A 14399-nucleotide genomic window follows, 5' to 3' on the forward strand; every position below is an offset into this window, starting at 1 on the left:
AGGCCAGCAAAAAGCGCTTATATAAACGCCGCTTGCAACTCCCGCTAAAGCAGAAGCTGGCAGCCGTAAGGTTTTCGTCAGTTTCAGTCCTGTCTTACTTGGCAGCCTTTCCTGCCTTGGGGCGCTTAGCGCCGTACTTGGAACGGGCCTGCATACGCTTGGCAACACCCTGCGCATCCAATGTGCCGCGGATGATATGGTAACGTACACCAGGCAGATCCTTAACACGGCCGCCGCGAACCATAACGACGGAGTGCTCCTGCAGGTTGTGACCAACACCGGGGATATAGGCTGTAACTTCCATTCCGTTGGAAAGACGCACACGGGCAATCTTACGCAGAGCAGAGTTCGGCTTCTTCGGCGTAGCAGTTTTCACAGCTGTGCAGACACCACGCTTTTGCGGGGAGTTCTGGTCGATAGCCGCACGTTTCTTAGCATTCCAGCCTTTCAGCAGTGCCGGAGCCTTTGCTTTCTTTTCGGCGACTTCACGTCCGGTATGAACCAATTGGTTAAATGTGGGCATAGTACACCTCCTAACTCAGATTTTGGACAATTTATGTTATGCAGATTTCTCTGCGTAACAGCTGCTTTACACACCGAATCCCACCCCGGCAATTTGCAGAGGTGGGAAAGTATGCGATTTACGATGAAATGGCCGCAATCTCGTGCCAAACCATCACAATTCGTTATTATACAGCTATACTGCTGTATTTGTCAAGCCCTCTTCTCCTTTTTCAGAAGAAGTCTTTTCAAGCTGCACATTTGCATAGTGCTTCATGCCTGTACCGGCAGGAATCAGCTTGCCGATAATGACGTTTTCCTTCAGACCCATGAGCGGGTCAACCTTGCCCTTGATGGCAGCGTCGGTCAACACACGCGTTGTTTCCTGGAAAGAAGCGGCAGAAAGGAAGGAATCAGTTGCCAAAGAAGCCTTTGTAATACCGAGCAGGGTGGGCGTGCAGGTTGCTTCCCGCAGATTGGACTCACCCGCAGCAATACGGTCGCGAATCTGCTGGTTGACAGCTTCGAATTCCAGCTTCTCCACCATGGAGCTAGGAAGAAGATCGGTATCGCCGGCTTCCTCAACACGTACTTTCTTCATCATCTGACGCACAATAACTTCGATGTGCTTATCGTTGATATCAACGCCCTGCAAACGGTAAACGCGCTGCACTTCTTCAATCAGATAATCCTGCACCGCTTCAACACCGCTGATAGCAAGAACATCATGCGGATTCACAGAACCTTCTGTAATCCGGGTGCCGGCCTTGATACGCTGTCCTTCCTGCACTGTAACGCGAGAACCAAACGGAATCAGGTAGCTCTTAGACTGCCCATCATCGCCTGTGACCACAACATGGCGGTTCTTCTTGATTTCTTCAAACGTAACTTTGCCAGGAATCTCACTGATAATTGCAAGATGCTTTGGTTTGCGTCCCTCAAACAGTTCTTCAACACGCGGAAGACCCTGTGTAATATCTTCGGCGTTTGCAATACCGCCGGTATGGAAGTTACGCATGGTCAGCTGTGTGCCAGGTTCGCCGATGGACTGTGCCGCAACAATACCAACAGCTTCACCAACGGTCACTTCCGTGCCGGTCGCAAGGTTTAGACCATAGCATTTCTTGCAGACACCGTGCTTAGAACGACAACCTAAAATAGAACGAATCATAATACGTTCTACACCGCGGCCAACAATAATGTCCGCATCTGCATCCGTCATCATTTTGTCCTTGCTGACTAGCACTTCGCCAGTTTCTTCGTCAACAAAATCTTCCACCAGGAAGCGGCCAACCAGACGTTCATGCAGGGATTCAATGACTTCATTGCCTTCCTTGATATCATAAATTTCAAGGCCGCTAGTAGCGCCGCAGTCATCCTCACGAATAATAACATCCTGAGAAACATCAACCAAGCGGCGGGTCAGGTAACCAGAGTCAGCAGTACGCAGAGCAGTATCGGTCAAACCTTTACGGGCACCACGGGAAGAAATGAAGTATTCCAAAATGTTCAGACCTTCACGGTAGTTCGCGCGAATCGGGACTTCAATGGTTTCACCGGAGGTATTTGCAATCAGTCCACGCATACCGGCCAGCTGACGAATCTGACTCATAGAACCACGAGCACCGGAATCTGCCATCATGAAAATAGGATTGTAGCGGTCAAGGTTCTTCTGCAGGGCGTCAGATACTTCATCGGTTGCTTTGTTCCATGTGCTGATAACCGCCATATGACGTTCTGCATCAGAGAGAAAACCGTTTTTGTACTGATCCGAAATCATATCCACGCGCTCTTCTGTTTTCTGCAGAATCTCTTTCTTCTGCGGTGGAATTGTTGCATCACAAACAGCAACCGTAATGCCAGACAAGGCAGAGTACTTGTAACCCTGTGCCTTAATGCTGTCCAGAACTTCACTGGTTCTTGCAGTGCCGTGGGTCTTTATGCACTTTTCAATGATCTTGCCCAACTGCTTCTTGCCAACCAAGAAGTCAATCTCAAACTTAAAGAGATTTTCGGGCTTAGAGCGGTCAATAAAGCCCAAATCCTGTGGAATCGGGCGGTTAAAGATAATCTGACCAACCGTGGTATCCACCAGTGATTCGCGCATTTCCCCATTAATCTCGAGGCGGCGGCGAACTTTGATTTTTGCATGAATCTCGATGGCCTTGGCATCATATGCCATAATCGCTTCATCGACATCCTTGAAAATCTTACCCTCGCCCTTTTCGCCGTCACGGTCAAGCGTCAGCCAGTAAGAGCCCAGGATCATATCCTGTGTAGGAACCGTAACCGGCTTGCCGTCAGAAGGCTTCAGCAGGTTGCCGGCTGCCAGCATCAGGAAGCGTGCTTCCGCCTGTGCCTCACTGGAAAGCGGCACATGAACAGCCATCTGATCGCCGTCAAAGTCCGCATTGTATGCCGTACAGGCCAGTGGATGCAGCTTCATGGCACGGCCTTCAACCAGTACAGGTTCAAAAGCCTGAATGCCCAGACGATGCAGTGTAGGTGCACGGTTTAGCAGAACCGGATGATTTTTGATTACAATTTCCAGCGCATCCCAAACTTCCGGCTTCGCGCGCTCAACCGCTTTACGGGCAGCTTTGATGTTTCCCTCTGTTCCGGTTTCCACTAAGCGCTTCATGACAAACGGTTTGAACAGTTCCAGTGCCATTTCCTTTGGCAGGCCGCACTGATACATTTTCAGTTCCGGACCAACCGCAATAACGGAACGGCCGGAGTAGTCAACACGCTTGCCCAGCAGGTTCTGGCGGAAACGTCCCTGCTTGCCCTTAAGCAGGTCAGACAAAGACTTCAGCGGGCGGTTGTTCGGACCGGTGACCGGTCTGCCGCGGCGGCCATTGTCAATCAGCGCATCCACTGCTTCCTGCAGCATGCGCTTCTCGTTGCGCACAATAATATCCGGTGCATGCAGTTCCAGCAAACGCGCAAGGCGGTTGTTGCGGTTGATAACACGGCGGTACAGATCATTCAGGTCGGAAGTCGCAAAACGACCGCCGTCCAGCTGTACCATAGGACGCAAGTCCGGCGGAATGACCGGAACAGCGTCAAGAATCATCCACTCCGGGCGATTGCCGGACTGGCGGAATGCCTCCATAACTTCAAGCCGTTTTAGAATACGCACACGCTTCTGACCGGTCGCGTTTTCCAATTCAGCTTTCAGCTCCTTGGACTCCTTTTCCAAGTCGATTTCTTCCAACAGTTTTTTAATAGCTTCCGCACCCATACCTGCCTGAAAATCATCTTCATACTTTTCACGCAGATCGCGGTATTCCTTTTCAGTCAGAAGCTGTTTTTTCTGCAGTTCACGCACATCGCCGGGGTCTGTTACAATATAACTTGCAAAGTACAGAACCTTTTCCAGCATACGCGGTGAAATATCCAGGATCAATCCCATGCGGGACGGAATACCTTTAAAGTACCAGATATGCGACACCGGAGCGGCCAGCTCAATGTGACCCATACGCTCACGGCGAACCTTAGCGCGGGTAACTTCAACACCGCAGCGGTCGCAGATTTTGCCCTTATAGCGGATACGCTTGTACTTGCCGCAGTGGCATTCCCAGTCCTTAGTAGGCCCAAAAATGCGTTCGCAGAACAAGCCGTCACGTTCCGGCTTCAGCGTACGGTAGTTAATGGTTTCCGGCTTTTTCACTTCGCCATGGGACCATTCGCGGATCTTTTCGGGAGAAGCAAGGCCAATTTTGATTGATTCCAGTGTGTTAAATTCCATGTAGCAAAATCCCCCTGTCAGTCTGCCGTATCAATATCATCCAGTGAAATGTCCAGGTCGTCTTCCCCGTCTGTGCCCTCACTGCTACTGTCGTCACCGTCACCACTTACATAGCTGTCAGGGCCGTCATAAAGGGCATCGTCTGCTTCATTCACGGAATAGCCGTCCAGATTGTCAGCAACATCCGGCTCGTCAAAGTTGCCGCCGTTTGGTGAGAAGCCCATATCATCGTCATCGTCAAAGGTCTGGCGCAGGTCGATTTCCTTGTTGTCCTTGTCCAGTACCTTCATGTCCAGACCCAAACTCTGCAGTTCCTTAATCAAGACCTTAAAGGATTCAGGCACACCCGGCTTCGGGATATTCTGACCCTTAACGATTGCTTCATAGGTCTTTACACGTCCGACAACATCATCCGACTTCACAGTCAGAATTTCCTGCAGTGTATAGGCAGCACCGTAAGCTTCCAGTGCCCAAACTTCCATTTCACCGAAACGCTGACCACCAAACTGCGCCTTGCCGCCCAAAGGCTGCTGCGTAACCAGTGAATATGGGCCAGTAGAACGAGCATGCATCTTATCATCAACCAGATGATGCAGCTTGAGGTAGTACATAATGCCAACGGTAACAGGGTTGTCAAAGCGTTCACCGGTACGGCCGTCACGCAGCCAGAACTTGCCGTCTTCGCTCATATCTGCTTCGCGGAATGCAGCACGAATATCCTCTTCGTGTGCGCCGTCAAATACAGGCGTCATAATCTTCCACCCAAGTGCACGCGCAGCCATACCCAAATGCACTTCCAGTACCTGTCCGATATTCATACGGGAAGGCACGCCCAGTGGGTTCAGTACAATGTCCAGCGGTGTGCCGTCGGGCAGATAAGGCATATCCTCCACCGGCAGGATGCGGGAAACAACGCCCTTATTACCGTGGCGGCCAGCCATCTTATCGCCAACAGAAATCTTACGTTTCTGTGCGATGTAGCAGCGAACCACTTTATTAACGCCCGGGCTCAGCTCATCGCGGCTGTTTTCACGGGTAAATATCTTTACATCAACAACAATACCGTACTCACCGTGCGGTACACGCAGAGAAGTATCGCGCACTTCACGCGCTTTTTCACCAAAGATAGCACGCAGCAGGCGGTCTTCCGCGGTCAGCTCTGTTTCACCCTTCGGCGTTACCTTACCGACCAGAATATCACCGGCATGCACTTCTGCACCGACGCGGATAATACCGCTGTCATCCAAGTCACGCAGCATATCTTCGTTGACGTTCGGAATATCACGGGTGATTTCTTCCGGCCCCAGCTTGGTGTCACGTGCTTCCACTTCATGCTCTTCGATATGAATGGAGGTAAACACATCGTCGCGCACAACTTTTTCGCTGATCAGAACAGCATCCTCGTAGTTGTAGCCTTCCCACGTCATAAAGCCAATCAGGGCATTCCTGCCAAGGGAAATCTCGCCGTCCTTTGTTGCCGGGCCATCTGCGATTACGTCGCCAGCATTGACACGGTCGTTGCGATTCACAACCGGCACCTGATTGAAGCAGGTACCGGAGTTGGAACGCAGGAACTTTATAATCGGATAAATGTCAAGGTCTCCGTCATCTGTAATGACACGCACTTCGTCAGCGCTGACGCTCTTAACCACACCGGCATGCTTGCACAGTACGCAGGCTCCGGAGTCAACGCCGGCCTTGTATTCCATACCAGTACCGACGATTGGGGATTCCGTCTTAATCAGCGGCACAGCCTGGCGCTGCATGTTAGAACCCATCAGAGCACGGTTGGTATCATCATTTTCAAGAAACGGAATCATTGCTGTTGCAACGGAAACAACCATTCGCGGAGAAACATCCATAAAATCAACTTTTTCACGTTCCACAACCACGAACTGGTCGCGGTGACGGCCATTTACCTTTGCATTTTCAAAGTGTCCGTCGTCGTCCAGTGGTTCGTTTGCCTGCGCCACAATGTAATTGTCCTCTACATCCGCTGTCATATAGACAACGTCACGGGTAACCACACCGGTTGCTTTATCCACACGGCGATACGGCGCTTCAATAAAGCCATATTCATTGATGCGTGCAAAAGTAGCCAAATAGGAAATCAGGCCGATGTTCGGGCCTTCAGGCGTTTCAATCGGGCACATACGTCCGTAATGGGTATAGTGTACATCTCGAACCTCAAATCCTGCGCGGTCACGGGACAAACCGCCGGGTCCCAAGGCAGACAGGCGGCGCTTGTGTGTCAGCTCCGCCAGCGGGTTGGTCTGATCCATAAACTGTGAAAGCGGAGAGGAACCAAAGAATTCCTTAATTGCAGCCACAACCGGACGAATATTAATCAGGGAATGTGGGGTCAGCACTTCCAAATCCTGTGCCTGCAATGTCATGCGCTCACGAATCACACGTTCCAAGCGGGAGAAACCGATGCGGAACTGGTTCTGCAGCAGTTCACCAACAGAACGGATGCGTCGATTGCCCAGATGGTCAATGTCATCTGTTGTGCCAAGACCGACCTGCAGGTTGCACATATAGCTGACAGAAGCAAAAATATCGTCAATAATAATATGTTTCGGCACCAACTCTTCCACGTGCGTGCGGATTGCCTCTTTCAAAGCCTCCTCATCGCCGGCACTTGCCTCAAGCAGGTCAGCCAGCACAGAATAACGCACACGTTCTTTGATGCCACATTCTTCCCCTGCATCAAAGGAAACAAAATTCTTGATGTCCACCATGCCGTTTGAAATAACCTTTACTTCACGTTCGTTTATGGTTACATATGCGACGGAAACACCGGCATCATCCATCTGGCGGGCCAGCTCATGCGAAACAGCCTGGCCAGCTTCTGCCATCAGCTCACCAGTGGAGGGGTTTACAACCGGGCGGCTCAATACCTGCCCGGTAATGCGTCCGGCAAGATTCAGCTTTTTATTGTATTTATAGCGGCCAACACGGGAAAGATCATAACGGCGGGAATCAAAAAACAAGCCGTTAATGTGAGATTGAGCACTGTCCAGTGTAGGCGGTTCACTTGGGCGCAGCTTTTTGTAGACTTCAAAAAGTGCTTCCTCAGTGTTTTTGCAGGGATCTTTTTCGAGCGTTGCATCGATATAGTCGCTGCTGCCAAAGTATTCACGAATTTCTGTATCACTGCCAAGGCCCAGTGCACGAATAAAAACAGTTACCGGCAGCTTCCGGTTCTTATCGATACGAACATAAAAAACATCATTCGCATCGTTTTCATATTCCAGCCATGCGCCGCGGTTCGGGATAACCGTTGCGCTGTACAGTTCCTTGCCGGTCTTATCGTATTCCATCTTATAGTATACGCCCGGGGAACGCACCAACTGAGAAACAATAACGCGCTCTGCGCCGTTGATAACAAAGGTACCGCTTTCCGTCATAAGCGGGAAATCACCCATAAAGACTTCCGATTCCTTGATTTCCCCGCTTTCCTTGTTCAGCAGACGGGCTGTTACGCGCAGAGGAGCTGCGTAGGTTGCATCCCGCTCCTTGCATTCCATCACGGAATAATTCGGCTTTTCGGTATCCAGCTTATAGTCAACAAAGTCCAGGACCAGGTTGCCCGTGTAGTCGGTAATGCCGGAGACATCTTTGAAGACCTCCTTGAGGCCATCATTCAGGAACCACTCGTAAGAATTTTTCTGAATTTCGATAAGGTTTGGCATCTGCAATACCTCATCAATTTTGGAAAAGCTCATGCGTGTGTTTCTGCCTACCTTCACCGGTTTGACATTCACCATTGGCTCAATCACTCCAATCCTTTTTTTAAGAGCCGCCTATCCGCGTACGTCATTTTTCATCATATTCTGCCGCACAAGCCTCTTGCCTTTTTCAATCTATTGTGATATGATAGGAGCAATCAAGAGATAGGTGCACGATTCTATGATGATGCAGTTTAATATTCTATTCCATTTCTATTAGTTTGTCAAGGCAAAAGTGACGATTTGCCTTGGCTTTTTTCTTTTTATGCAGTTTTTTGATGCAAGAGGTGCACGTCTGATTCGCTGTGCGGGGCTGTTTTATATTCAGTTTTTGTAGATTATAGACTGTATAATAATTAAATAGTCTATGATGATTTCGTGAGTAATCACTTTTTATTAGCTGCATCCGGTGAAATTAAATTTTTAGATTTTTCAAAATTTAAATGACTTATTTGATGCATTTGAGTTTGATTATAAGAAATATTTTGAATTATTATTACATTTTGTTGACTAATTTGAAATATTATTCTATAATAAGCACATTCAAAATTCAGGCAGATAACGTAAAAATGAGGTAAACATAGTTAATTAATTAATCTGTATATCTAAAACTTTATCTGCTGAATTTTCCGTAAAGCTCGTCTGATAACTGCAAATCAGTCAAATATTGACTTTTTTCTGCTTACCAAAGCAGCAAAGCAATTTTTCAGAAAATTCAAAGGGAATTCAGCCAAATCAATGGATTGATAAATCGAGGCTTACAAAATGGAAAATGCATCTCAAACTGTGGCAGCGGCAAAAGGCCCTGCCACCTTGCAGTCCCATTCGGCACTGTACCTAAATCATTACGATGAATTTGTAGAAAAGAGCCAGACGCTTATAAAAGAAGCATCTGATAAAAAACATTTTATAATTATATATGCCGACATTACTGATTTTCAAACGGTAAATACTTTTTACGGCTTTGCTGAAGGCGACCGTTTTCTGTCTGCTTTTGCAGATTTTTTAAATTCTACCCTTAACACATGTCTTTGCGGGCGGGTTTTTTCAGACCATTTTATCTGCCTTGCCCAGATGCACAGTACAGCCGGAACAGAAACTACTGCTACCAGCTATCAGCTGAAGCTTCAGCGCTTCCTGCAGGAACAGCTTCCCTGCCATCCGGACTGCCGGCTGCACATTGCCTGCGGTCTGTGCACTGTTGATGACACAGGCCTTGTTACAGCAATCGACAATGCCAATACAGCCCGAAAGCGCGCCAAGTCGCACAGAGGTACAAAAGTCATATGGTTTGACAGCAACTTAAAGAAACAAATTGAATTGGAGAAAAGCACCGCACATCTTGCGCAAGCTGCCTTGCGGGAAAAGCGCTACTGCTTCTATCTGCAGCCAAAGGTCAACCTGCACACTGGAAAAATTGTAGGTGCAGAAGCATTGGCCCGTGGTATCTCTGCCGACGGTGAACTGGTTTATCCGGATATGTTCATCCCCTTTCTTGAGCAAAACGGCTCTATTATTGAAATGGATTATTTGATTTTCAGCAAAGTTTGCGCTTATCTTGCTGACCGCCTTCGTCAGGGACTGCCTGTTGTCACAATTTCCGTAAACCTTTCGCGGCTGCACACCCAGCGCAGCAACACGGCTGATATCCTGCATGCAGTGGCCAGCACCTATGACATTCCACCCTATTTGCTGGAGTTTGAGTTGACTGAAACCTTGCTGTTGGATGAATTCGATAGTGTCAAACATTTGATTGATGCGCTTCGTAACTATGGCTATAAAGTTTCCATTGATGACTTTGGCTCCGGTTACGCGGGCATTAACATTTGGCAGGAATTGAATTTTGATATTTTAAAGTTGGATAAGAAGTTCCTTTCCAGCGATCCAAAAGTAAAGCCACGCAATGACGCACTGATTCCCAACCTGATTCGGATTGCAGACCAGCTGCAAATGACAGTACTCTGCGAAGGCGCAGAAACTGAGGAACAGTGTGAATACCTGAAAGGTATGGGCTGCAGCATTGTGCAGGGCTATTATTTTTCCAAGCCGCTTTCCTGTGAAAACTTTGATAAACTGATGGAGGAAAACCACGGTACCTACCCGGTTGAAGCTGACCAGCATCCCTATACTGCCAGTACCTCCAACTTTCTTGTTCGCTCTGTAACAGATTCCATTTTTGATGTCGTACCGGGCGGCATGGCTGGGTTTGATGAGGACAGCGGCAGACTGCTTTACGCATCTGACGGCGTCAAAAAGTTAACCGGATACTCTATTGAAGAACTGTTTACTTTTGGTAGTGTACGAGATTGGCTGGAGCACTTTATCGCACCTACTGATTTTTCAATCATCATTAATGAGCAGCAAAAACTGCACAAAGACGGGAAAATGTATCTTTTGTTCGACCTGCACCGTGCGGACGGCACAGTGGTCAAGCTGGAAATGTACGCAGGCAGAGTTAAAAGCCCTGAGTGGGGCAGTTACATACTTTGTTGCTTCCTTAATAAAACAAAAAATGTATAAAGAAACGCTGTGCTCTCGATTGAAAGCACAGCGTTTCTTTATACTATGTAATTATTCCTGAGAACTGTGGCAAGCCAGCTCCTGCACGCGTGCGGAATGCGTAAAGAGTGTGCACCCGCCGGTGTGCGGCCCGCCCACCAAATTTTCTTCCTGCAGTGCCAAGAACAGCGGAGAATGTAAAATTTCCAGAAGTGTTTTTTCCCGAACATTGCAGTCATCATACGGTGAGAACGGGCACGGCTGCGCTGCTCCGCGCGGGCTGAGATGGAAAAATCCGCGCCCCGCCGCCAGACAACCACCAACATGCTTTTCGTCACCCGGAAATGATAGAAATACCATATTGGGGAAGTCGGCACGTATTACAGCGACTTTTTCTTCATACGCTGGTCGGGTTTCCTCTGTAAACGCCAAATCCAGCCCCATACCGTTTACGGGTTCATACTCCACATAAAAGATCAGGCAGCAGCCTGCATCCGCAAGTCCCCGCAAAAAGTCCTTTGACGTCACTTCCTCCAAATTTTTAGTTGTTACCATCACAGAAACGCCAAAAAGCACACCGGCTTTTTTCAATGCTTTCATCTGTGTAAAAATTCTTTCAAACGTTCCTTTTCCACGGCGCTCATCCGTCTGCGCCTGCAGCCCCTCAATGCTAAAAACAGGCACCAGATTACGGCTTTTTACAAACAGTCCCTGATATTCAGTGGCAAGAACTCCATTTGTAAAGATTGGGAATATCATGCGCTTATGCTTTGCTGCGGTTTCAATTACATCGCGGCGCATCAGCGGTTCACCGCCTATTAACATGGAAAATGAAATACCGATTTCTTCCGCCTGTGTAAAAACAGCTTCCCATTCATCTGCTGAAAGTTCCGGCACCGGTTCATCCTGACAGGTTCCGCAGGCACGCGCAAAGCAGCCTTTACAGTGCATATTGCAGCTTCCGGTAATGCTGGCCATCAAAAAGGCCGGCACATGGGTTCCCTGCTGTTCCTTGGCAGCGCGGCGCTCCTGTGCTTCCTTTGCATATTTCGTAAACTGCAGCAGAAAAGCTGCTTCCCGTGGATTTTTCAGCGCCGTTTTCGCTACATTTTCCAATATGTTTCGTATGGTTTCGCTCATGTATTCGGTCAGTTCGCTGTTCTGCATGGTTTGTTCTCCTTTTTTGAAAAAAGCTTTCTTGACCTTTTGCCCCGATATGGTACAATACAAGAATGAAAGGGGACAAAAATGAATGGTTTCGATTACACAGGCTGTACTGCACGTACTTGACACTAACATTGATCTGCCGGTTCTTTCTGACACTCCGCTGACACTTGATCCGGACACAGAGGCATTTTTAAGCGGTCACATAGAGCGGCTGTATGCCAGCGACGACTGCAAGCTTTGCCGCTTCCTCGGCGGCAGTAAATTTCAGGCTGCCGCCGCCAAGTGCGGCGAACACTTTCTGCCGTTTACCCGCGACATTGCCGGCCAGATTTTTACCGTTATGAAACAGAATCCGGATATTCCTGCCGGCGATCTGGTCTTTGCGCAGGCGGAAATTGATGAGCATCCCTACCTGATTCTTTTGAAGCTGAACTACCGTGATTCCTACATTCACTATTACATGAGTCCGGACGGTCAGGAACGTTCCAACACCATTATGCGGCAGCGTACAACTTTGCCGCAGCCCAAAAGCAAAATTGACGAGGGCGCGCTGGTTTCTTTGAACGGTGATGAAGTCCGCCTGATGGAAAAGAAATACGAAATTGACGGAAAGAAAGCCTGCTATCTTTCCGAACAAATACTGGAATGCAGTTTTGGCATTTCCGAAAAGCAGAAGCTGACCGCTGTACAGAAAGCGGTGGAAACCGTCAATGAAAAATTCTTTGACAACAAACAGGAAATTGAAGTACACGTGGCAAATGTGCTGTGTGAACAGGCTGGAAGTGACGATGCCGCCACACTGGACGCTTTGTGCGACTCAATCTACGGCGGCTCCCCCGCTGAAGTGAAAGAAGAATTCACACGAGCAGTTGCAGAAAAAGATTTGCATATGTCAGACACCGTCCGCGTTTCCCCCACCGCCGCAAACCGGCTGAAAAAGCAGTCCATTAAAACGGAAAACGGAATTGAAATCAAGATTCCAATCGATGTTTACAACAGCGGCGACGGCGTTCAGTTTATCAACAATCCGGATGGGTCGATTTCACTGCTGATAAAAGGCATTCATCTTTCTTAATGTTTTAGGCTAATACTTGTTCACTTTTATTTTAGCTACTATTTGTTCGCCTGTCAAAAGATTTTTTATAAAGGAACTGCCTGCGGATGAGAACTGTTTCATCCGCAGGCAGTTTTTATTCTTGCGTTTGCTCTGCTTTTGAGGGCATGGGTGACAAGACATCCGCAAATGTATAAGAGCGAAGTTTATCCCGCACCAATACGGTCACTTCGTCATATATCTTATGAAAATGGCAGCTGGTAGTACAGCTGTGGTCACAGCTGTACTCCTCCTGTTGGCAGCGGCTGAACATATACGGTCCCTCCACCGCCTCAATTACCTGCAGCAGTGTAATCTGCTCCGGTTTTTGTGCCAGCTTGTACCCACCGTGTGCACCCTTAAAAGAAACCACCAGCCCCGCATTGACCAGTTTGTGCAGGATTTTCAGTGTAAACCGCTGTGTGACTCTTGTTTTTTCTGCGATGGTACGGGCATCTGCCCTGTTTTCCGTGCGGGTCAGCATCTCCATAATCCGCACCGCATAATCGGTTTCGAGTGTGATGACCATTGGGGCGCCCCTTAATCCAAAAAGTCTTTCAGTTTTTTACTGCGGCTGGGATGGCGGAGCTTACGCAGGGCTTTCGCTTCAATCTGGCGGATACGTTCACGGGTAACGTTAAACTCTTTACCCACCTCTTCCAGTGTACGGGAACGGCCGTCTTCCAAACCAAAGCGCAGGCGCAGAACCTTTTCTTCACGCGGAGTCAGTGTATCCAGCACTTCATCAAGCTGTTCTTTTAAAAGTGTGTGGGATGCTGCATCCTGTGGAGCGGGTGCATCATCATCCGGAATGAAGTCTCCCAGATGGCTGTCCTCCTCCTCACCGATAGGGGTTTCCAGCGAAACAGGTTCCTGTGCCACACGCAGGATCTCACGAACTTTATCGACCGGCATACCCAATTCATCACTGATTTCGTCAGCAGAGGGTTCATGACCGTTTGTATGCAGCAGCTGGCTTGAAACCTTTTTCACTTTATTGATGGTTTCAACCATATGCACCGGAATACGAATTGTACGCGCCTGGTCAGCAATCGCGCGGGTAATTGCCTGCCGAATCCACCAAGTTGCATAGGTGGAAAACTTAAACCCTTTGGTGTAGTCAAATTTTTCTACTGCCTTGATTAGGCCAAGGTTGCCCTCCTGAATCAAGTCAAGGAACTGCATACCACGCCCAAGGTAACGCTTCGCAATACTGACAACCAAACGCAGGTTAGCTTCTGCCAAACGCTTTTTCGCAGCTTCATCGCCCTCTTTGATGCGCACTGCCAAGTCAATTTCTTCTTCTGGTGACAGCAGAGGCACCCGGCCGATTTCCTTTAAATAGACCTTGACTGGGTCATCAATGGCAATGCCGTCTGTATTGACTGCAACATCCAATCCCTCGTCTTCATTATCCTTGTTGTCCCCAATCTGCAGGTCACCAAGAATATCTTCCCCAAGGTCCTCAACAATTTCGATACCGAGCCCCTCAAGCATATCGTAAAACTTTTCAATCTGTTCCGGTTCAAAGTCAAGTTCACCGATTGCGTCAAGGATGTCCTTTGTAGAAAGTGAACCCTTTGTCTTACCCTGCTCAATTAAGTCACGCAATACTGTTTTCTTATCTGGTGTAGCGGCCGCTGCTGCCATTTGAAAA

At 48.5% G+C, this 14399-nt stretch carries 8 protein-coding genes; 2 read left to right on the top strand and 6 right to left on the bottom strand.

Features of this window, described 5'->3' with window-relative positions; all coding sequences use genetic code 11:
• Positions 1-94: 94 nt before the first annotated feature.
• From rpsL to rpoB, 3 genes are all read right to left on the bottom strand, one after another.
• Positions 95-523: a 30S ribosomal protein S12 gene (rpsL, locus tag H6X83_RS08095; protein ID WP_212505993.1), complete on the bottom strand. Its 429-nt coding sequence runs from the start codon at positions 521-523 to the stop codon at positions 95-97.
• Between the two features lie 174 nt (positions 524-697).
• Positions 698-4252 carry a DNA-directed RNA polymerase subunit beta' gene (rpoC, locus tag H6X83_RS08100; RefSeq protein ID WP_212505994.1) on the bottom strand — a complete coding sequence of 1185 codons (3555 nt, stop codon included), beginning with the start codon at positions 4250-4252 and terminating at the stop codon, positions 698-700.
• A 17-nt stretch (positions 4253-4269) separates the two neighbouring features.
• Positions 4270-8022, bottom strand: a complete 3753-nt coding sequence (rpoB, locus tag H6X83_RS08105) for a DNA-directed RNA polymerase subunit beta (protein ID WP_212505995.1) — start codon at positions 8020-8022, stop codon at positions 4270-4272.
• Between the two features lie 726 nt (positions 8023-8748).
• Between rpoB and H6X83_RS08110 the strand changes: the two genes are divergently transcribed.
• Positions 8749-10503, top strand: coding sequence for an EAL domain-containing protein (locus tag H6X83_RS08110; RefSeq protein ID WP_212505996.1), 1755 nt, complete (start codon positions 8749-8751; stop codon positions 10501-10503).
• Between the two features lie 51 nt (positions 10504-10554).
• Here the strand turns inward: H6X83_RS08110 and H6X83_RS08115 are convergent, their stop codons facing one another.
• A complete protein-coding gene (locus H6X83_RS08115) occupies positions 10555-11649 on the bottom strand; it encodes a radical SAM/SPASM domain-containing protein (protein WP_212505997.1) in 1095 nt (364 codons plus the stop codon).
• A gap of 85 nt (positions 11650-11734) precedes the next feature.
• Here H6X83_RS08115 and H6X83_RS08120 point away from each other — a divergent pair, with 85 nt between their 5' ends.
• Entirely contained in the window at positions 11735-12724 is a 990-nt protein-coding gene (locus H6X83_RS08120) for a nucleoid-associated protein (protein WP_212505998.1), read from the top strand.
• A 115-nt stretch (positions 12725-12839) separates the two neighbouring features.
• On the opposite strand, the gene H6X83_RS08125 is transcribed toward H6X83_RS08120, so the two are convergent.
• Positions 12840-13271 (bottom strand): RrF2 family transcriptional regulator, encoded by a 432-nt coding sequence (locus H6X83_RS08125; protein WP_212505999.1) that lies wholly within the window; start codon positions 13269-13271, stop codon positions 12840-12842.
• A gap of 11 nt (positions 13272-13282) precedes the next feature.
• Positions 13283-14392 (bottom strand): RNA polymerase sigma factor RpoD, encoded by a 1110-nt coding sequence (rpoD, locus tag H6X83_RS08130; protein WP_212506000.1) that lies wholly within the window; start codon positions 14390-14392, stop codon positions 13283-13285.
• Positions 14393-14399 lie beyond the last annotated feature (7 nt).

Origin of the sequence: Caproicibacterium amylolyticum (assembly GCF_014467055.1) — a bacterium.
GTDB lineage: Bacteria > Bacillota > Clostridia > Oscillospirales > Acutalibacteraceae > Caproicibacterium > Caproicibacterium amylolyticum.